Origin of the sequence: Serratia myotis (assembly GCF_027474885.1) — a bacterium.
Classification (GTDB): Bacteria; Pseudomonadota; Gammaproteobacteria; order Enterobacterales; family Enterobacteriaceae; genus Serratia; species Serratia proteamaculans.
On sequence record NZ_CP099707.1, the window covers coordinates 1,057,383 to 1,077,174 of the forward strand.

14 protein-coding genes are annotated in these 19,792 nt (G+C 56.9%); 7 read left to right on the forward strand and 7 right to left on the reverse strand.

From position 1 onward, the window contains the following. Window positions 1-305: 305 nt before the first annotated feature. Complete coding sequence (sbcC, locus tag NHG65_RS04915) at window positions 306-3,557, reverse strand: exonuclease subunit SbcC (RefSeq protein WP_499182995.1); 3,252 nt, start codon at window positions 3,555-3,557, stop codon at window positions 306-308. Further along, complete coding sequence (sbcD, locus tag NHG65_RS04920; RefSeq protein WP_413502074.1) at window positions 3,554-4,786, reverse strand: exonuclease subunit SbcD; 1,233 nt, start codon at window positions 4,784-4,786, stop codon at window positions 3,554-3,556. The genes sbcC and sbcD overlap by 4 nt, the downstream gene beginning before the upstream one ends. A 201-nt stretch (window positions 4,787-4,987) precedes the next feature. Here sbcD and phoB point away from each other — a divergent pair, with 201 nt between their 5' ends. The 6 genes from phoB to proY all read left to right on the forward strand — a co-directional run bounded on the left by phoB (window position 4,988) and on the right by proY (window position 12,533). Continuing rightward, on the forward strand, window positions 4,988-5,677 hold the full coding sequence (phoB, locus tag NHG65_RS04925) for a phosphate response regulator transcription factor PhoB (protein ID WP_020825449.1): 690 nt from the start codon (window positions 4,988-4,990) through the stop codon (window positions 5,675-5,677). Window positions 5,678-5,701: 24 nt separating this feature from the next. Then, window positions 5,702-7,018, forward strand: coding sequence for a phosphate regulon sensor histidine kinase PhoR (gene phoR, locus NHG65_RS04930; protein WP_085115417.1), 1,317 nt, complete (start codon window positions 5,702-5,704; stop codon window positions 7,016-7,018). Window positions 7,019-7,033: 15 nt separating this feature from the next. Further along, a complete protein-coding gene (locus tag NHG65_RS04935; protein WP_099062316.1) occupies window positions 7,034-7,972 on the forward strand; it encodes a PstS family phosphate ABC transporter substrate-binding protein in 939 nt (312 codons plus the stop codon). 210 nt (window positions 7,973-8,182) lie between these two features. Next, window positions 8,183-9,289 carry a cobalamin-independent methionine synthase II family protein gene (locus tag NHG65_RS04940; protein ID WP_099062315.1) on the forward strand — a complete coding sequence of 369 codons (1,107 nt, stop codon included), beginning with the start codon at window positions 8,183-8,185 and terminating at the stop codon, window positions 9,287-9,289. A gap of 446 nt (window positions 9,290-9,735) precedes the next feature. Then, on the forward strand, window positions 9,736-11,055 hold the full coding sequence (brnQ, locus tag NHG65_RS04945) for a branched-chain amino acid transport system II carrier protein (protein WP_261415394.1): 1,320 nt from the start codon (window positions 9,736-9,738) through the stop codon (window positions 11,053-11,055). A 71-nt stretch (window positions 11,056-11,126) separates the two neighbouring features. Continuing rightward, window positions 11,127-12,533, forward strand: a complete 1,407-nt coding sequence (proY, locus tag NHG65_RS04950; protein ID WP_099062313.1) for a proline-specific permease ProY — start codon at window positions 11,127-11,129, stop codon at window positions 12,531-12,533. Window positions 12,534-12,566: 33 nt separating this feature from the next. Here proY and NHG65_RS04955 read toward each other — a convergent pair whose 3' ends face one another. Both NHG65_RS04955 and NHG65_RS04960 read right to left on the reverse strand, forming a co-directional pair. Continuing rightward, on the reverse strand, window positions 12,567-12,830 hold the full coding sequence (locus NHG65_RS04955; RefSeq protein ID WP_099062310.1) for a hypothetical protein: 264 nt from the start codon (window positions 12,828-12,830) through the stop codon (window positions 12,567-12,569). 131 nt (window positions 12,831-12,961) lie between these two features. Continuing rightward, window positions 12,962-14,227, reverse strand: coding sequence for a mechanosensitive ion channel family protein (locus tag NHG65_RS04960; RefSeq protein WP_413502073.1), 1,266 nt, complete (start codon window positions 14,225-14,227; stop codon window positions 12,962-12,964). A 249-nt stretch (window positions 14,228-14,476) separates the two neighbouring features. On the opposite strand from NHG65_RS04960, the gene malZ reads away from it, so the two are divergent. Next, window positions 14,477-16,300, forward strand: a complete 1,824-nt coding sequence (gene malZ, locus NHG65_RS04965; RefSeq protein WP_261415397.1) for a maltodextrin glucosidase — start codon at window positions 14,477-14,479, stop codon at window positions 16,298-16,300. Window positions 16,301-16,364: 64 nt separating this feature from the next. Here malZ and ggt read toward each other — a convergent pair whose 3' ends face one another. The 3 genes from ggt to NHG65_RS04980 all read right to left on the reverse strand — a co-directional run bounded on the left by ggt (window position 16,365) and on the right by NHG65_RS04980 (window position 19,772). Next, window positions 16,365-18,128 carry a gamma-glutamyltransferase gene (gene ggt, locus NHG65_RS04970; protein WP_283602662.1) on the reverse strand — a complete coding sequence of 588 codons (1,764 nt, stop codon included), beginning with the start codon at window positions 18,126-18,128 and terminating at the stop codon, window positions 16,365-16,367. Between the two features lie 230 nt (window positions 18,129-18,358). Then, window positions 18,359-18,961: a peroxiredoxin C gene (locus NHG65_RS04975; protein ID WP_012005499.1), complete on the reverse strand. Its 603-nt coding sequence runs from the start codon at window positions 18,959-18,961 to the stop codon at window positions 18,359-18,361. Window positions 18,962-19,190: 229 nt separating this feature from the next. Further along, window positions 19,191-19,772, reverse strand: coding sequence for an ACP phosphodiesterase (locus NHG65_RS04980; RefSeq protein ID WP_099062305.1), 582 nt, complete (start codon window positions 19,770-19,772; stop codon window positions 19,191-19,193). Window positions 19,773-19,792: the final 20 nt, after the last annotated feature.

Below are 19,792 nucleotides of genomic sequence, written 5' to 3' on the forward strand. Positions count from 1 at the left end.
GCATGCTGAAAACGAAAAAACCTGACGCACAGGAGCGATCCCGTGCGTCAGGTTTTGCCTGTATTTAAATATCTCTACCCTATGAATTTCAAGCTGCGGCTAGGCGGCCAACTCGCTCATCCCCAGGCGCTTACTTGAGTAAGTAACTGGGGTGAGCGAGTGCAGGTAACAACGCTGCGGCTTGAAAGGCGACGGGTATACAGTAACAATCCTGTTATCAGCCGCATCATAACCCTTGCTAGCGTTGGCTCAATGCTTTTAGCCGGGGACTGCCGCCGCGGTCACATTTCTTAGTCAGTGCAGCATTATTCCAGGCGGAACTGCGGCTCCAGCCGGCTGATGCCGAGACCGTTAACCTTTTTCACCTTAATCTGCACCGGAATGCGTTCTTTCATGGCTTCAACATGGCTGATTACGCCAATGGTTTTCCCGGAGGCGTTCAGGCTGTCGAGCGCGTCCAGCGCGGTATCCAGGGTTTCTGCATCCAGCGTGCCAAAGCCTTCGTCGAGGAACAGCGAGTCGATGCTGGTCTTGTGGCTGACCAGATCGGACAGCGCCAATGCCAGCGCCAGGCTCACCAGGAAGCTTTCACCGCCGGACAGGGTGCGGGTATCGCGCAGCGCATCCGCCTGCCAGGTATCCACCACCTGCAGCTCCAGCGCGTCGCTGGTTTTGCGTTGCAGCAGGTAACGCCCATGCAGCCGCCCAAGCTGGTTATTTGCCAGATACACCAGATGATCGAGCGTCAGCCCCTGGGCAAACTTGCGGAATTTGTCCCCCTCTTTGGAGCCGATGAGCTGGTTGAGATAGCTCCAGTCGTCGTACTGGCTCTGGCTTTGACTGATTTGTTCAAACAGCGACTGCTGATTGATGCGGCGTGCGGCATCGCTTTCTAACTGATTGCGCACCTCACCCTGGCGTAGCTGCAGGGTTTTTAACTGCTGTGCCAGCGCTTCCAGACTCTGGCTCAGGGTCTGGGGATCGACCTGACTCTCATCCAGCCCTTCAGGGCGTTGTTGTTGTTGCTGCTGCAGGCTGTCTGTGGCCTGGGCCAGCAGGGCGCTGGCTTCAACCTGACGCTGTTGCAACTGCTCTTTACGCTGTTGCAATTGCTGGCGCTGGTGGTCATCCAACAGCGCGGCGCTAAAGGCGGCCTCGTCGCTGAATTCACTGGCGGCCAGCGCCTGTAGCCACTCTTGCTCTGCCTGCTGCAACCGCTCGGTCTGTTGCAGCAGTTGCTGCTGTAGTACGGCCAACTGGCCGCTCAGACGATCGCGTTGTTCCTGGGCTTTCTGCCATTGTTCGGCAGCCTGCTGGCTGGCCTGCTCACAGGCCGTCTGGCGGGTGCGCAACTGTTCGCGCACCTGCGTGATTTGCTGTTCGCCAAACAGGGCCAGTCGCTGCGCACGTTGCTCACCAAGGGCTTGTTCACCCTCCTGCCACTGCTGCTGCAAGCGCTGCTGTTGCAACTGGGCTTCGGTGTGGCTTCTCTCCAGCAGGGTGAAACGCTCGTCCAGCCGCGCCTTGTCTTGTTGCGCCTGCTGCTGCTGTGTTTGCAGTGCGGCCAATTGGTCCTTGGCCTGTTGTACGGCGTGCGACGCCTGCTCGTGTTGCAGCAGAGCGGCCTGACCCAGACGTTCTTCGCTGTCGCAGGCGTTCAGCCACTGGCTCAGACGCTCGGCATCCTGCAGGGCAAAATCAAACGCCAGCGGTGTGCTGAGTGTTTGCCACTGCTGCAGGTGTGCGGCTAGCTGTTGCTCGTCTTGCGCGATGAGTTGCTGTTGGCGCTGTTGCTGTTCTTTCAGGCTTTCGCAACGGGTGCGCAACTCGGTGCCCTGAGTATACAAAGCCTCGGTTGTAACGCGCATCTGGGCCAGGCGTAATGCGGTCTCAGAAGGTTTTACCGCCTGATACTGCTCAATGGCCGGATGACTGCTGGAACCGCACAGCGGACAGGGTTCACCGGTTTGCAGACGAGCGCGTTCGGCCTCCAGGCTGACAATGCGCTGTTCCAGCTCGAGGGCTTTCTCCACGTCCAACTGGTGGGCTTTTTGTTGTTTATACTGCTGCCGCGTCTCTTCGAGCTGTTTTTCATGGTCGCCGAGTTGCGTCTGCCGGGCGGCAAATTCTTTACGCTGCTGCTCCAGCCGCTCGCTGACCTGACTGAACAGCGAGGAGAGGGTGAATAACTGCTGGCGCACCAGACGCAGCTCGGCCAATTCGGTCTGACGCTGACGCAGCGCCGCCAGCGGGGACTGGGCTTCCAGCGCATTTTGCCGCTGTTGCTGCGTTGCCAGCGCGGCGGTGAGACCGTTAAGCTTTTCCTGATGCTGTCCGGCCTGTACGGTTAACTGGGCTCGCTGAAGCTCGAGCTTTTCCAGCTCCGCTTTTTGCAGTGCGTATTGCTGGATGGCGTTAGTGCAGGCCTGTTGCAGTTCGGCCTGGGTTTTCTGCCACTGGGCGATCTGGTTATCGAGCGGAACCACTTGCTCGTCGATCACACGCTGCTGAGTCTGCTGGTATTCAACATGCGCCTGCAGTTGCGCGCGCGCTTGTTCTACCGCCTGTTGCAACGGCGCCATCTGGGCAAGCTGTTGCGCCTGCTGCTGCGTCAACTGGGCGATCTGCTGTTGCAGCGCCTGTTGATCGTGGCGGCAGCGGTTACGTTCGTTAAGCAGCGGTCGCAGTTTTTCTGCCGGCTCGCTGCGCGCTAACTGCTGCAGTTGCGGTTCGGCCGCGGCCTGTTCCTGCTGTGCAGCGCTCAACTGGCGTTGGTATTCCTGCTGCTTGTGCTGCGTCTGTTGCCACTGCTGTAACCAGTTCAGCGCCTGCTGCTGCTGGCGGGTCTGTCCGCTAAGGGTATTTTCCTGCGTCCCCAGCTCAACCAACTGATTTTCCAGTTGCTGACGCTGTTCGTCATTCAGCAGTTCAATGCCGCTGGCGCGTTGGTGCAGTGCATCCAGGTCGGCCTTGGCCTGCTTATGCTGTTCGAAAACCCGCTCGGAAAGCTGGCCGTAGATCTCGGTGCCGGTCAGCTCTTCCAGTAGTTCGGCGCGATCGTTGGCGTCGGCATTGAGGAAGGCGGCGAACTGCCCCTGGGACAGCATCATCGATTTGGTAAAGCGGCCGAAATCCAAGCCGGTGATCGCGGCGGTCATATCCAGCTTGTCGCGCACTTTGTCTGCCAGGATCTTGCCGTCTTCACGCAGCGCCAGTTCGACCTTTGGTGCCTGCAAATTGCCGTCCGGGGCGTTTTTGGCGCGTCGTTGGCTCCAGAAAGCACGGTAGCCGACGCCTTTAACTTCAAATTCGACCTCAGCCAGCGATTCGGCGGTGTGGCGCGTCATCAGCTCGTTTTGGCTTGGCGTGACGTTAAGGCGCGGCGTTTGGTGGTACAACGCCAGACAGATGGCATCCAGCAGGGTAGTTTTGCCCGCGCCGGTGGGCCCGGTGATGGCGAACAACCCATTACTGGCAAAGGGTTCGGCGGTGAAGTCGATCTTCCATTCGCCCTGCAATGAATTGAGGTTCTTTAATCTCAGGCTGAGAATTTTCATTGGCTCGGCTCCTGGTCGTTGTGCTGAACGGTCTCGACCACCTGCTGGAACATTTGGCTCATTCGCTGCCGACGTTCTTCAGCCATTTCAGGTTCCTGTGCCAGCCGCCGTTCGAACACCTCATTAACACTCAGTTCGTTTAGCGTTTCTTTGTCCTGCTGTTCAATCGCCTGGCGGCGTTGTTCTTTGCTGCGGCGCAACAGCACCACTTCTACCGGCAGCTGATCGGCCAGGAGCTGGATGCGGCGCTGAATGTCGCTAAGGTAATCCTGCGTTGCCACTTCGATATCCAGCCACACCGGTAATTCACCCTGATAATCGGCGAACTGCCGCAATTGTTGCTCGATCTGCGCCAAATCGCCCTTGATAAGCTGCATGGGCTGGAAGCTGGGGATCTCCAGCGCGCTGACCTGTTGCAGGGCACCCGCGCTGAAATCCACCATAAACACGCTTTTGGCCTTGCCCAACTCGTCAAAACTGAGGGGGATCGGCGAGCCGCTGTAGCGAATATGTTCGGATTTGGCGACGTTTTGTGCACGGTGAATATGCCCCAGCGCGATGTAGTCGGCCGGTGGGAAGGCCTGCGCCGGAAAGGCGTCCAGCGTACCAATATAGATATCGCGCACCGAGTCGGAGGTGGTGACGCCTACGGTGGTCAGGTGGCCGGTGGCAACAATCGGCAGGGGCAAGCCCAGCGCGTCACGGCGTGCACAGGCCGCCTGATACAGCGTTTGATAATGGTCGGCGATGGCCTCTTGCAGCGCCTGCTGTTTTTGTACCCCGGATTCCCCGGCGCGGCTGGTGAGCAAATCGCGCGGGCGCAGGAACGGGATGGCGCACAGCACCGCACCCGGCTGGCCGTCGCGCTGATTCAGCACCAGGATTTGCTGTTCGGTTTCGCTCTGTGCGTTGGCAATCACGGTGGTATTCAGGCAAGAAAGCAATTCACGCGATTCATTTAAAGTTGCCACGGAGTCGTGGTTGCCGCCCAACACCACCAACTGGCAACCGGTGCGCTGCAGCTCGACCACAAAACGGTTATACAGCTCGCGGGCATAACTTGGCGGCGAGCCGGTATCGAACAGATCCCCGGCGACGATCAGCGCATCCACCTGCTGTTGTTCGATCTGCTCGATCAACCAGCGCAGAAAAGCCTGATGTTCGGCGGCGCGGCTTTTGGTGAAAAAATACTGGCCAAGATGCCAGTCAGAGGTGTGGATCAGGCGCATGACACTCCCAGGGCGATAGAGTAATGGCAGGGATTATAAAGGGAATATGATGTTTCTGCGTGACTAGAAATAATCGCTATGCTTACTGCCTACAACAGGCAGGTTTTTTCATGGCTATTTATTTCATAAATCTGTCACAAAACTGACGCATAATGGCGACCGCAATCAACTGTGATCGCTAACACATTGGCAGGATTGACGATGGCAAGACGCATACTGGTGGTGGAAGACGAAGCGCCGATCCGTGAGATGGTGTGCTTTGTGTTGGAACAGAATGGTTACCAACCGTTGGAAGCTGAGGATTATGACAGCGCAGTGACGCGCCTGTCTGAGCCGTTCCCTGATTTAGTGTTGCTCGACTGGATGTTACCCGGAGGCTCCGGCATTCAGTTTATCAAACATATGAAGCGTGAAGCGCTGACCCGAGATATTCCGGTGATGATGCTGACTGCCCGCGGTGAAGAAGAAGACCGGGTACGTGGTCTGGAAGTCGGGGCGGATGATTACATCACCAAACCCTTCTCGCCAAAGGAACTGGTGGCACGCATCAAGGCGGTCATGCGCCGTATTTCACCGATGGCGGTGGAAGAAGTGATTGAAATGCAAGGGCTGAGCCTGGATCCTTCTTCACACCGGGTGATGGCCAACGAACAGGCGCTGGATATGGGGCCGACCGAGTTCAAATTACTGCACTTCTTTATGACCCATCCTGAGCGTGTTTATAGCCGCGAGCAGTTGCTTAATCACGTCTGGGGCACTAACGTTTATGTGGAAGACCGCACCGTTGACGTGCATATCCGTCGACTCCGTAAGGCGTTAGAGACCAGTGGTCATGACAAAATGGTTCAAACCGTTCGGGGCACCGGCTACCGATTCTCAACGCGCTACTGATCGCGCCGCGCTGGAGAATATGCCGTGCTAGAACGTCTATCCTGGAAGAGGCTGGCCCTGGAGCTGGCCCTTTTCTGCCTGCCTGCCTTACTGCTGGGGCTGATTTTCGGCTATCTGCCCTGGCTGCTGCTGGCCTCCGTGCTGGCGGCGCTGGTATGGAATTTCTACAACCAACTCAAACTTTCCCACTGGCTGTGGGTCGATCGCAGCATGACGCCACCCCCTGGCCGCTGGAGCTGGGAACCGCTGTTTTACGGACTGTACCAGATGCAGCAGCGCAACCGTCGCCGGCGTCGTGAGCTGGCGCTGTTGATCAAACGTTTCCGCAGCGGAGCGGAATCGCTGCCCGATGCGGTGGTGATGACCACCGTCGAAGGCAATATCTTCTGGTGTAACGGTTTGGCGCAGCATCTGTTGGGTTTCCGCTGGCCGGAAGACAATGGTCAGCACATCCTTAACCTGCTGCGTTACCCGGAGTTCAGCCACTATCTGCAACAGCAGGAGTTCTCCCGGCCGTTAACCTTGCAGTTGAACAATGAACATTACGTCGAATTTCGTGTGATGCCTTATTCCGAAGGGCAGTTGCTGATGGTGGCGCGTGATGTCACCCAGATGCGCCAACTGGAAGGTGCGCGACGCAACTTCTTCGCTAACGTCAGCCACGAGCTTCGCACTCCGTTGACGGTGTTGCAGGGCTATCTGGAGATGATGAGCGACGAAGAGCTGGATGGCTCGCTGCGCGGCAAGGCGCTGGGCACCATGCAGGAGCAGACCCGACGAATGGACGGGCTGGTCAAGCAGTTGCTGACGCTGTCGCGGATTGAGGCAGCGCCTAATGTCGAAATGAACGAACGGGTCGATATCCCGCTGATGCTACGGGTGCTGCAACGCGAAGCTCAGTCGCTGAGCGGGGGCAACCATGAGATTACTTTCCGAGTGAACGAGCAGCTCAAGGTCTTCGGTAACGACGACCAACTGCGCAGTGCGGTATCAAACCTGGTGTATAACGCCGTCAATCATACGCCGAACGGCACCAATATTGAGGTGAGCTGGCAGCAGACGCCAAATGGAGCGCAGTTCCAGGTCAGTGATAATGGGCCGGGCATCGCTGCCGAGCATATTCCGCGCCTGACCGAACGCTTCTATCGCGTCGACAAGGCCCGTTCACGCCAGACCGGCGGCAGTGGGTTGGGGCTGGCGATCGTCAAGCATGCTCTCAGCCACCACGACGCGCGGCTGGAGATCCTCAGTGAGCAGGGCATCGGCACCCGATTCATCTTTACCTTGCCTAACCGGTTGATTGTTCCCGCAGCTTTGTCAGAGAATGCGGTGAAAAATTAACGCGGAGAGGCTGGTATGAACCGAATGACCCGAGGGCTGTTGCTTTGCCTGGCGCTGCTGGCGAGCCGTGGCGCGTTAGCGCAGCCGGATGGCATGCTGTCCGGCAACCTGTCGAGCGTCGGTTCCGATACGTTGGCCAATCTGATGGCGCTGTGGGCGCAGGACTTCAGTCAGCATTACCCCAACGTTAATTTGCAGATCCAGGCAGCAGGTTCCTCGACCGCGCCTACCGCATTGGCGGCAGGTGCCGCGCAGCTTGGCCCCATGAGCCGCCCGATGAAAGCGGCAGAGGTGTCGGCTTTCGAACACCGTTATGGCTATGCACCGCTGGCAGTACCGGTTGCGGTGGATGCGCTGGTGGTGCTGGTGCATCAGGACAACCCGCTGCGTGGTCTTAACCTGCAACAGCTTGACCGGATTTTCTCCGCGACTCTACGCTGTGGCGAAAACCGACCGTTGACGCGCTGGGGAGAACTGGGGCTGAGCGGCGATTGGCAGCAGCGCACTCTACAGCGCTTTGGTCGCAATTCGGCATCCGGTACCTACGGCTATTTCAAACTGCGTGCGCTGTGTGGTGGTGACTTTATGCCACGGGTCAATGAATTGCCCGGCTCGGCCTCGGTGGTACAGGCGGTGGCCGGTTCGTTGAACAGTATCGGCTACGCCAGCATCGGTTTTCGTGCCAGCGGCGTGCGGCTGTTGCCCCTGGCGGAGTCCGGCGAAAACTATGTCATCCCCAATGACACCAACGTGCGCAACGGCAGCTACCCGCTGTCACGCTATCTGTACATTTACATCAACAAAGCCCCCAACCAGCCGTTGGAGCCGCTGACCGCCGCATTTCTCGATCGTGTGCTGTCCGATACCGGACAAAACCTGGTGAACCACGACGGCTATCTGCCGCTGCCGTCGGCCACCCTGAAGAAAACCCGCCTGGCATTAGGCCTGAAATAAACTTCTCCCGGGGTGCGGCCACGCGCCCAACATGAATTTCTCTCACTACCGATGAAATTTCTTCTATTGCTGCCCGGCAGTCGATATGACAGCATGCTGTTTATTGGATTTCTAGACGTCTGGATGTCTATTGTAACCCAGCGTAATAGTTCACACCGTAAATTACTGAGGCAAAGGCCCGATCTTTTGCCTGCCACCGGGAGTCATAATATGTGCGATTGCAATCACGCTTTTCACGCTGACGTTGTCGGCAGCCTGTTGCGCCCTGAGGCGCTGAAAACCGCTCGCCAACAGTTCCAGCGGGATGAAATTAATGCTGACCAACTGCGTGCGGTTGAAGACGAGCAGATCCGTCTGGCGGTGGCCAAACAGAAAGATCTTGGCCTGGCGGTGGTGACCGACGGCGAATTTCGTCGGGCGTGGTGGCATTTTGATTTTCTGGAAGGGCTGGACGGCGTGGAAGGTTATGACGCGGAGCAGGGGATCCAGTTCAACGGCGTGCAAACCCGGGCGCGCAGTATCAAGGTGGTCGGCAAGCTGGGTTTTAACCCGCAGCACCCGATGCTGGCAGATTTTCGCTTCCTGAAGGCGACCGCCGGTGATGCGGTGCCGAAAATGACCATTCCCAGCCCAAGCGTGCTGCACTTTCGCGGCGGGCGCAAGGCCATAGACAGCCAGGTTTACCCGGATCTGAACGCCTATTTTGACGATCTGGCGCAGACCTACCGCGACGCGATCAAGGCGTTTTATGACGCCGGCTGCCGCTACCTGCAACTGGATGACACCGTTTGGGCCTATCTGTGCTCGGACGATCAACGGCGGCAGATCCGCGAGCGCGGAGAAGATCCGGATCGTCTGGCGCGTATTTACGCGGATGTGTTGAATGCAGCGATCGCCGACAAGCCGGACGATCTGATCATTGGTTTACACGTTTGCCGCGGCAATTTCCGCTCCACCTGGATCTCCGAAGGCGGCTATGAGCCGGTGGCGGAGATCTTGTTTGGTCAGGTGAATATCGATGCCTTCTTCCTGGAGTACGACAATGAGCGCTCCGGCGGGTTCGAGCCGTTACGTTTTATCAAACCGGGTAAACAGCAGGTGGTGCTGGGGTTGATCACCACCAAAAACGGCGAACTGGAAAATCCTGAACAGGTGAAACAGCGTCTTGAGGAGGCTGCGCAATTTGTCGATCGCCGCCAACTTTGCCTCAGCACCCAGTGCGGTTTTGCCTCGACCGAAGAGGGCAACAGCCTGAGTGAATCACAGCAGTGGAATAAACTGCAAAGCGTGGTGAACATCGCCCGACAGGTTTGGTAACGGCGAAAATCCCGTCCAGACCGCGCGGAAATTGGCTGTTTATTGGCGTTTTCGCGCGGTCATTCGCCTTAGGCTTCACGTTTTGTGAATGTGTCGCTCAAAAATGATACAAATCATGTATTGTATATTTATTGATAGCCACTATGATCGACTGGCCCCGAAAGATTATCTGGTCTATAACTCTGCTTTCTGTCATGCGCCTTGCCTTTCAACGCTATAAACGTTTAACTTAGCCTCCGTTGTCGGACTAAACCTCCATTTATAACTCTTAAAACTCTGCCCATCATCATGAGTGGTCACTTTCGAATAAGGACAAAACGCCGGACGTTATGCGTTTTCTGCTCTTATTGGTCTCGCGATGAAATGGCAAGCCGGCAACCGGGTGGGGCATAACGCCACCACGTATCGGGCACTTTTTTTCATTTGAACAGGCAACACGACATCGTATGAGTCATCGTTTAACGTCAAAAGATATTATCGCATTGGGTTTTATGACCTTTGCCTTATTCGTCGGCGCCGGGAATATCATTTTCCCGCCGATGGTCGGTTTACAGTCCGGTGATCACGTCTGGACCGCAGCTATCGGCTTCCTGATCACCGCCGTCGGTCTGCCGGTGATGACCGTGATTGCGCTGGCACGCGTCGGTGGCGGTATTGACGCCCTGAGCACGCCGATTGGCCGCCGCGCCGGTCTGCTGCTGGCGACCGTCTGTTATCTGGCTGTTGGCCCGCTGTTCGCTACCCCGCGTACTGCGACCGTCTCCTTCGAAGTGGGGATTGCACCGCTGACCGGTGATGGCGCCATGCCGCTGTTTATTTACAGCCTGGTGTACTTCGCCCTGGTGATCGCCATTTCTCTGTATCCGGGCCGCCTGCTCGATACCGTGGGCCACGTATTGGCACCGCTGAAAATTGTTGCGTTGGGCGCGCTCGGCATCGCCGCGCTGGCCTGGCCTGCAGGTACGCCAATTCCGGCGACCGAGATTTATCAGAACGTTCCATTCTCTACCGGCTTCGTTAACGGCTATCTGACCATGGATACGCTGGGCGCGCTGGTATTCGGCATCGTCATTGTTAACGCCGCGCGTTCCCGTGGCGTGAAAGATGCCAAATTGCTGACGCGTTACACCATTCTGGCGGGATTGATCGCCGGGGTGGGCCTGACGCTGGTTTACCTGAGCCTGTTCAAGCTGGGTTCCGGCAGCGGCGTATTGGTGCCTGATGCAACCAATGGCGCGGTGATCCTGCATGCTTACGTACAGAATACCTTCGGTGGGCTGGGCAGCTTCTTCCTGGCGGCGCTGATCTTCATCGCCTGTATGGTAACTGCGGTCGGCCTGACCTGTGCCTGCGCCGAGTTCTTTGCCCAATACCTGCCGTTCTCTTACAAGACGCTGGTGTTCATTCTGGGGCTGTTCTCGATGCTGGTTTCCAACCTGGGCCTGAGCCATCTGATCCAGATCTCTATCCCGGTGCTGACCGCGATTTATCCGCCGTGCATCGTGCTGGTGGTGCTGAGTTTCACCCTGCGTTGGTGGAACAGCGCACCGCGTATCATTGCGCCGGTGATGTTAGTCAGCCTGTTGTTTGGTATCCTTGACGCGGTGAAAGCGTCTACCTTCCAGCACTTTTTGCCGGAGTGGACCAATCACCTGCCATTGGCGGATCAGGGACTGGCATGGTTGCCGCCGTCGCTGTTGATGCTGGTGCTGGTCGCGATTTATGACCGGGTTTGTACGCGCTCCGAAGTGACCGCGCACTCCTGATTCCCCGGCTAAATTTTGGGCCACGGACTTGTCCGTGGCTTTTTTACGTTTAAAAACCACGGGTTATTTTCATGCAACAACAGTCACCCGCCGCCCCCGCGGCCAATAAGCTGAAACGCGGTCTCAGCACGCGTCACATTCGCTTTATGGCTCTGGGTTCGGCTATCGGCACCGGTCTGTTCTACGGCTCGGCGGACGCGATTAAAATGGCCGGCCCAAGCGTTTTGCTGGCGTATCTGATTGGCGGCATCGTTGCCTTTATCATCATGCGTGCGCTGGGCGAGATGTCGGTCAACAACCCGCAGGCCAGTTCGTTTTCACGCTACGCGCAGGACTACCTTGGCCCGATGGCCGGCTATATCACCGGCTGGACCTACTGTTTTGAGATCCTGATTGTCGCCATTGCCGATGTTACCGCCTTTGGTATCTATATGGGCGTCTGGTTCCCTGAGGTCCCGCACTGGATTTGGGTGCTGAGCGTGGTGCTGGTGATTGGTGCCATCAACCTGATGAGCGTGAAGGTGTTCGGTGAGCTGGAGTTCTGGTTCTCATTCTTTAAAGTGGCCACCATCATCATCATGATTGCTGCCGGTATCGGCATCATCATTTGGGGGATTGGCAACGGCGGTCAGCCGACCGGTATCCATAACCTGTGGTCTAACGGCGGCTTCTTCAGTAACGGCTTTATTGGCATGATCCTGTCGCTGCAGTTGGTGATGTTTGCCTACGGCGGTATCGAAATTATCGGTATCACCGCCGGCGAAGCCAAGGATCCGAAAACCTCGATTCCCAAGGCCATCAACTCAGTACCCTGGCGCATCCTGGTGTTCTACGTCGGTACGCTGTTTGTCATCATGTCGATTTACCCGTGGAACCAGGTGGGCACCAGCGGCAGTCCGTTCGTGCTGACCTTCCAGCACATGGGTATTACCGTGGCGGCGGGTATCCTTAACTTTGTGGTGATTACCGCGTCACTGTCCGCGATTAACAGCGATGTATTTGGCGTTGGCCGCATGCTGCACGGCATGGCCGAACAGGGCCACGCGCCGAAAATATTCAGCAAGGTCTCCAAACGCGGTATTCCGTGGGTCACGGTAGTGGTGATGATGCTGGCACTGCTGCTGGCGGTGTATCTCAACTACATCATGCCGGAAAACGTGTTCCTGGTGATTGCGTCTCTGGCGACCTTCGCCACCGTGTGGGTATGGATCATGATCCTGTTCTCTCAGATTGCCTTCCGTCGCAGCCTGAGCAAAGAGCAGGTGAAAAACCTGGCCTTCCCGCTGCGCGGCGGCGTATTTACCTCGGTGGTGGCGATCATCTTCCTGGTGTTTATCATCGGTCTGATTGGCTACTTCCCAACCACCCGCGTATCACTGTACGCCGGTCTGGTCTGGGTCGTGGTGTTGCTGGCGGGTTACTACTTCAAGCTTAACCACCAGAAGAAGCTGGCGGTGCTGGCGCAGCAGCAGGATTAAAAATAAAAACACCGGCCATGCGCCGGTGTTTTTTTAACGTTTTTCCTCGGGCTCATCGTCGCCGGAAGCTCGGGCTTCGATGCGCAGGCTGCCGTCATTCAATTGATCTTCCTTCTCTTCACCTGCTGCGCGTGCCAGCATCTCGCGGATATCCTGCATGTTGCGGCTCAGGGTACTCAGTGCCGGCTGCAAGGTTTGGCTCATACGGCTTTCGTCCACAGAAGCATTGTGCAAGCAGCCGACAAACATCAGGGCGGCCAACAGGGCGAACAGCCGGTGGCGTAATGGTTTCAGCAATCCTCTTTTCCTTCAGCGAGCGATAATCAATGCATTAACGCTGTTTTTAGGCCGAAAGAAAAGCGGGCCGAGACATCCGTTGCCCCTGGGTTGATAGTCATTACCGGCTGAAACAGTTACGTCAGCCTGCGTCAGGAAATCTCCGCCGTTTGTCGCATTTGGCTAAGCATGCTGCGCATGTCGTTGCCGGTTGGCGTTTGGTGCACCCGCAGATCGAATTCATTAATCACCGCCAGAATATGGTCAAAAATATCCGATTGAATACTTTCGTATTCAGCCCAGACCGTGGTGTTGGTGAAGGCGTAAATCTCCAGTGGCAATCCTTCCGGTAGCGGTGCCAGCTGGCGCACCATCAGCGTCATATTCTGATGAATATTCGGGTGGGCGCGCAGATACGCCACCAGATAAGCGCGCAACGTACCGAGGTTGGTCAGGCGGCGGCCGTTGAGAGGGGAACTGAGATCGACGGCAATCTGCTGGTTATGTTGGCTTAACTCCTGCGTTTTATCGTTCAGATAGCGTTGCAGCAGCGGGTTGCGGTTCAGCCGTTGCTGCTCTTCATCCGACAAGAAATGCACGCTGGTGGTGTCGATATTGATGCTGCGCTTGATGCGACGTCCGCCGGATTCGGACATTGAGCGCCAGTTCTTAAAGGAGTCGGAGATCAGCGCGTAGGTCGGGATGGTGGTGACGGTATTATCCCAGTTGCGTACTTTTACCGTGGTCAGGCCGATGTCGGTGACCGCACCGTCCGCGCCGTATTTCGGCATCTCCAGCCAGTCGCCAATGGTCAGCATATCGTTGGCGGAAAGCTGAATGCCGGCCACCAGACCGAGGATCGGATCTTTAAACACCAACATCAGCACGGCGGTCATCGCCCCCAGACCGCTGAGCAGCAGCAGAGGTGACTTACCCATCAGCAGGGAGACGATCATGATGCCAATCAGAATGGCCGCGACCAGCTTCAGCCCCTGGAAAATCCCGCGCAACGGCAACTGGTTTGAAATCGGGCTTTGGCGCAGCATCGCCAACAACGTATCCAGCAGGGAAAACAACGACAACAGGGCGAAGCCCATGATCCACACCTGGGCGGCGGTGACGATAATTGCCTGGGTCTGACCGCCGGCGTGCAACCACAGCACCGCCTGCAAATTAATGATCACCCCTTGCAGTAACAGCGCCATGCGCTGGAACAGCTTGTACTGAGTGATTGCCTGTTGCCATACGCGCTGCGATTGCTGACCACGACGTTGGATCGCCTTCAGTACCACGCGGTGCAGCACCAGATGGATCACCACCGAAATCAGGGCGATCAGCCCCAGCACCATCAGCAGAGACATCACCCCGCTAAATTCCAGCCCGAACTTCTCCAGCCACAGGGTTATCTGTTGTTGCATTACCGCTCCTTTAAAAAATGTGCAAAAAATATCCAATACACTCAAAACACGTTAGCCTAATGGCTGCGGGCCATAATGTGCGTCTTTTTACCCTTTTTTACATAGGCTTGCCGCTGACTGACTATCTCCACCCCCCGGCTCCTCCCCGAGTTTACCGGCCAGAGAGGAGGGGGACTGGCACTCAACGTGGCATTGTTCGTGGCATTGAATAACGTCGTCGATTTCGTTTTGTACAGCAGGAGGAAAGTCATGCTTAACGCCTGGCACCAACCGGTCCCGCCCTTCGTGGTGAAGAAGGGGCAGCGCCTTGATATCACGCTGTGGTTACAGGGGGATGATTTACCCGAACGGGTATTTTTACGTGCCGAACCGGATAACGAAGAATGGCTGCTGACGATGAAAGTGCAGCAGATTGACGGGCTGCATCGCTATCAGGCCAGCCTGACGCTGAATGAGGGCGAGCCGACCCGCCGTTACTGCTTCAAGCTGGTTTGGGCCGATCGTCAGCAATGGTTCGGCCCCCAGGGCTGGTCGGTGACGCCGCCGGGGCAACTGACACAGTTTGCTATCGATATGCCCGACAGCAGTCCAGCCTGGGTGGCGGATCAGGTTTTCTATCAAATTTTCCCCGATCGCTTTGCCAGTAGCGGGGGGGAACATGGCATTCAGAGCGGCAGCTATCGTCATCATGCGGCCGGTTGCGATGTAGTGCGCCACGATTGGCAGCATCCGCTGGAAGACCACCATGCCGCGTCCACCTTCTACGGTGGCGATTTGGAGGGGATTAGCCAAAAACTGCCTTATCTACAGCAGCTGGGCGTGACGGCGCTGTATCTGAATCCGATTTTTACCGCACCCAGCGTGCATAAATACGATACCGAAGACTATTACCAGGTCGATCCCTATCTCGGCGGTAACGCCGCCCTGCAGCGTTTGCGAGTGAGTACTCACAAGGTGGGAATGAAACTGGTGCTGGATGGGGTGTTTAACCATACCGGTGATTCGCATCCGTGGTTTGACCGCCACCAGCAAGGTGATAACGGTGCTTGCCATCACCCGGATTCACCGTACCGCGGCTGGTTCAATTTCTACCCCGATGGCCGCGCGCTCGACTGGAAGGGCAATGCCAGCCTGCCAAAGCTCAATTTTGCCGAGCCGCAGGTGGCAGAGGCGATTTATCGCGGCGACGGTAGCGTGGTGCGTCACTGGCTGCGGCCGCCGTACAGCATTGACGGTTGGCGGCTGGACGTGGTGCATATGCTGGGTGAAAACGGCGGCGCCACCGGCAACCTGCAACATCTGGCGGGCATTTATCAGGCGGTTAAACAGGAAAACCCGCAGGCTTACGTGCTGGGCGAGCATTTTGGCGATGCGCGTCGTTGGCTGCATGCCGGTGTGGAAGATGCCGCGATGAACTACATGGGCTTCGCTCTGCCGGTGCGGGGATTCCTCGCCGGGCTGGACGTGGCGCACCACCCGGTGCAGATGGATGCGGCGGACTGTGCCCAATGGATGGACGACTACCGGGCCGGGTTGCCGCATGGCCGCCAGTTGATTCAGTTCAACCAGCTGGACAGTCATGACACTGCGCGCTTTCTGACACTGCTGCAGGGCAATCAGGCGCGGATGCGCATGGCGGCGGTGTGGCTGATGAGCTGGATCGGTGTGCCTTGCTTATATTACGGCGACGAGATTGGCCTGGATGGTGCCAACGATCCGTTCTGCCGCAAGCCTTTCCCGTGGGACGAAAGCCAGTGGGATCACAGCCTGTTGGCCCTGTGCCAGCGCATGGCAGCACTGCGTAAACAGAGTCTGGCACTGCGTCGCGGCGGCTGTCAGGTGCTGTATGCTGCGGCAGAAACACTGATATTTGTGCGTCTCTATCAGCAGGAACAGGTGTTGGTGGCGTTACAACGTGGCGGGAGCGGCAAAGTGACGTTGCCGCACAGCCCGCTGCTGGCGGCAGGCCAATGGCAACGTCTGGAAGGGGACGGTGAGTTGAATAATGAGCTGAGCGCGATCTCGCTGCAGTTGGGCGAGGAATCGGTGAGCCTGTGGCGGCGGGTAGGGTAAGGCTGACAGGGGCCGATTTTCCGGCCCCTGGATAAGTTAGTGGGCGTTCACACGCCCAGTCAGATCAATAACCTACGGCGGAACCGGCCGGACGACGAACGTCGTTGGCACCGTACAGGTAGCCTTCGCGCACCTTGCCGGACACCGCAGAGTCATTGCCTGAGTTAGCCGGGCTGACGCCTGCCGCACCTGGCAGGCCAACCAGAATCAGTTCGGCTGCGCCCCAGGGGGTTTGTTCAACCATTTTGTAACCCATACCGCTGAGGATTTTCAGCGTATCGGCAGAAACCCCGCGCTGTTCGTAGTAAACCTCATCCGGCAGCCATTGATGGTGAATGCGCGGCGCATCGACAGCTTCCTGCGGTGCCATGCCGTGGTCGATCACGTTCAGTGCGGTCTGCAGCGTGATGGTGATGATGCGTGACCCGCCCGGCGAGCCGAGTACCATAAAGATTTTATTGTCTTTGGTCACCAGTGTCGGGCTCATTGACGATAGTGGGCGCTTACCGGGGGCAATGCTGTTGGCGGTTCCCTGCACCAGCCCGTAGAGGTTTTTCTCCCCCACTTTGACGGTAAAGTCGTCCATTTCATCGTTGAGGAAGAAACCTGTGCCTGGGGCGATCACTACCGCGCCAAAACGACCGTTGACGGTATAGGTGGTGGAGACGGCGTTACCCTGATGATCGACAATCGAGTAGTGGGTGGTTTCCGGCTTCTCGTGGGGTTCCATACCGGGCTGCACGTTCTCAGACGGCGTGGCCTTGTCCGCAACGATTTTCTTGCGGATCTCTTCGGCATAGCTCTTGCTGACCAGCCTGTCGATCGGGTTCTTGATGAACTCCGGGTCGCCGAGGTAGGTATTACGGTCCATATAGGCATGGCGCATGGCTTCGGTCATGGTGTGGATGGCCGCCGCCGAATTAAAGCCCATGCTTTTTAGGTCATAACCTTCAACCACGTTGAGGATTTCGCACAGCGTCACGCCGCCGGAGCTGGGTGGCGGGGCCGAAACAAATTTATAACCGCGATAGCTGCAGGTAATCGGTGGGGTTTCGGTGACTTTGTAATTGGCGAAATCGGCTGCGGTCAGGATGCCGCCGCCCTGTTTGGCGGCAGCCTCAACCGCCTGTGGAATTTTGCCTTTATAGAAGGCATCCGGGCCGTCTTTGGCGATGGCCTCCAGCGTATTGGCCAGGTCGCTCTGCACCAGGCGATCGCCCGGCTGCAACGGCGTGCCGTCCGGGCGCAGGAAGATCCGGGCAGATTCTGGATCCTGTTTAAAGCGCGCGATGGTGGTATCGAGGATATCGGTATCGGCACGGGTCAAAACAAAGCCCTCGCGTGCCAGTTTGATTGCCGGCTCCATCACCTGCTCGCGGCTCAGTTTGCCGTATTTTTTGCGTGCGGTTTCCATGCCCAACACGGTGCCCGGCACGCCTGCAGCCAGATAGCCGTACAGGCTGGCGCCTTTCTTCACGTTGCCTGCGGCATCCAGATACATATTGGCACTGGCCGCTGCCGGCGCGGTTTCACGGAAGTTGATAAAGGTGTCGGTGCCGTCGGCCAGGTGCACCGTCATAAAACCACCGCCGCCAATGTTGCCGCAGCAAGGGTTAACTACTGCCTGCGCATAGCCGACGGCTACGGCGGCATCAATTGCATTGCCGCCCAGTTTCAATATATCCACGCCGACCTGCGAGGCCAGATGTTGCGATGTCACTACCATGCCGTTTTTGGCTTCGACCGCCGGATTGGATGCGGCATACAGGCTGCTGCTGACCAGCAGCGCCGCCATGGTCAGCGGTTTGCTCCATTTTTGTAAAAACATAGTTATTCCTACCCTGTCAGTTTTCTTATTGTGTTTGGCTTGCCTCTCCAGCTGTGCAAAGAGCGGGCCAGCGTTATTGATACTAGTCAGAGTTCAGGGATAGCGCGGAGAACAGCCGGGTAAATGTGAGCGGAAACAAGGAAATGAAGCACACAATGGAGGCGGCTGCCCTAAAAAAGGGCAAAAAAAAACCGGCCGCGAGGGCCGGTTGATACACTTGCAGGCTGAAATTACAGCTTGGAAGCGTTCTCAGACAGGTACTTAGCTACGCCGTCCGGAGATGCGCCCATACCTGCTTTGCCTTTTTCCCACTGAGCCGGGCAAACTTCGCCGTGTTGCTCGTGGAATTGCAGCGCGTCAACGGTACGGATCATTTCGTCGATGTTACGGCCGATTGGCAGGTCGTTAACAACCTGAGCGCGAACCACACCGTCTTTGTCGATCAGGAAAGAACCACGCAGGGCAACGCCTGCTTCTGGGTGCTCGATGCCGTAAGCTTTCTGAATTTCACGCTTGATGTCAGCAACCATTGCGTATTTCACTTCCCCGATGCCGCCATTCTCGACTGGGGTTTTACGCCATGCGTTGTGGACAAATTCTGAGTCGAATGAAACGCCAACCACTTCAACGCCACGCTTCTGGAATTCTTCATAGCGGTGATCGAAAGCGATCAGCTCAGAAGGACATACGAAGGTGAAGTCCATCGGCCAGAAGAACAGGACGGCTGGTTTGCCGTTCAGGTGCTTCTTGAAGTTGAAGTTTTCTACGATTTCGCCACTGCCGAGTACGGCAGCTGCAGTGAAGTCAGGGGCTTGACGAGTTACCAGGACCATAATTACTCCTGTAATAGGTGTTAAGGGGTTGATGTAAAAGCAAGGGCCAGTATAGGGGCCACGACTTGGTGAAGAAAGGGTAAAAGACCAATCAATGAGATAGCTTTCACCTATCAAAGTCGATGATTAAATTTAGCAGTCTTTAAAAATAACCTTTTCCCATAAAAGGGCAAGGCTTAAAAAGCAATTTCTTGTAAAGCATCGCATTTTCAATGGCTTTGGCTTGACCTTACAGCTTCTTGTCTTTGGCCTGCTCCATCATCTGCGGGTAAAACTGCCAGAATTGTGTTTCAAGCTGATGATAGTTGCGTTCCACGTCGGCGAAAGAACCGGCCAGTGCGGCAAGGCGCGGACGACGGCTGGCCATGCCTGCCAGCACGTTGCCGATAAACGGCAGCTCGGCGTAGCGCTCCAGCCAGCGTTCCGGCCATAAATAGCCGTTCAAATTCTGAAAACGCGGTGGCGTCAGCGCTAAATGCGGCACGATCTGGCTGCGGGCGTGCTGGGTAAACCCCTGCAGGCTGAGAGAGGGCTCCAGTTGTTGCCAATGGCGCGCCAGGAAGTGATCCCACACCACGTCCAGCGTGATGGGGGCCACGCGCCGGTGCTCATCAGAGAAATACGCGCGGCAGGCCTTTACCTGCGGCAGACTGTCGGTCAGAACATCGATGCGGCGGTGCATCATAATGCCGGCCACCACGGCGGGATCGTACTCGCCTGCGGGGTTGCCGCGCACGAAGTCGGCCAACAGATTGCCCAACAACGAGCTTTCCGCCAGTGAGGCTAAATGGAGATGAGCGAGAAAATTCATCCGGCAACTATACCTGAAGT

What these genes read in the sequence shown, in the direction of transcription:
- sbcD (WP_413502074.1), bottom strand. Translation starts at nt 4,786, where the DNA reads ATGCGCCTGATCCACACCTCTGACTGGCATCTTGGCCAGTATTTTTTC.
- brnQ (WP_261415394.1), top strand. Translation starts at nt 9,736, where the DNA reads ATGAGTCATCGTTTAACGTCAAAAGATATTATCGCATTGGGTTTTATG.
- sbcC (WP_499182995.1), bottom strand. Translation starts at nt 3,557, where the DNA reads ATGAAAATTCTCAGCCTGAGATTAAAGAACCTCAATTCATTGCAGGGC.
- NHG65_RS04980 (WP_099062305.1), bottom strand. Translation starts at nt 19,772, where the DNA reads ATGAATTTTCTCGCTCATCTCCATTTAGCCTCACTGGCGGAAAGCTCG.
- NHG65_RS04975 (WP_012005499.1), bottom strand. Translation starts at nt 18,961, where the DNA reads ATGGTCCTGGTAACTCGTCAAGCCCCTGACTTCACTGCAGCTGCCGTA.
- NHG65_RS04960 (WP_413502073.1), bottom strand. Translation starts at nt 14,227, where the DNA reads ATGCAACAACAGATAACCCTGTGGCTGGAGAAGTTCGGGCTGGAATTT.
- ggt (WP_283602662.1), bottom strand. Translation starts at nt 18,128, where the DNA reads ATGTTTTTACAAAAATGGAGCAAACCGCTGACCATGGCGGCGCTGCTG.
- phoB (WP_020825449.1), top strand. Translation starts at nt 4,988, where the DNA reads ATGGCAAGACGCATACTGGTGGTGGAAGACGAAGCGCCGATCCGTGAG.
- malZ (WP_261415397.1), top strand. Translation starts at nt 14,477, where the DNA reads ATGCTTAACGCCTGGCACCAACCGGTCCCGCCCTTCGTGGTGAAGAAG.
- NHG65_RS04940 (WP_099062315.1), top strand. Translation starts at nt 8,183, where the DNA reads ATGTGCGATTGCAATCACGCTTTTCACGCTGACGTTGTCGGCAGCCTG.
- NHG65_RS04935 (WP_099062316.1), top strand. Translation starts at nt 7,034, where the DNA reads ATGAACCGAATGACCCGAGGGCTGTTGCTTTGCCTGGCGCTGCTGGCG.
- proY (WP_099062313.1), top strand. Translation starts at nt 11,127, where the DNA reads ATGCAACAACAGTCACCCGCCGCCCCCGCGGCCAATAAGCTGAAACGC.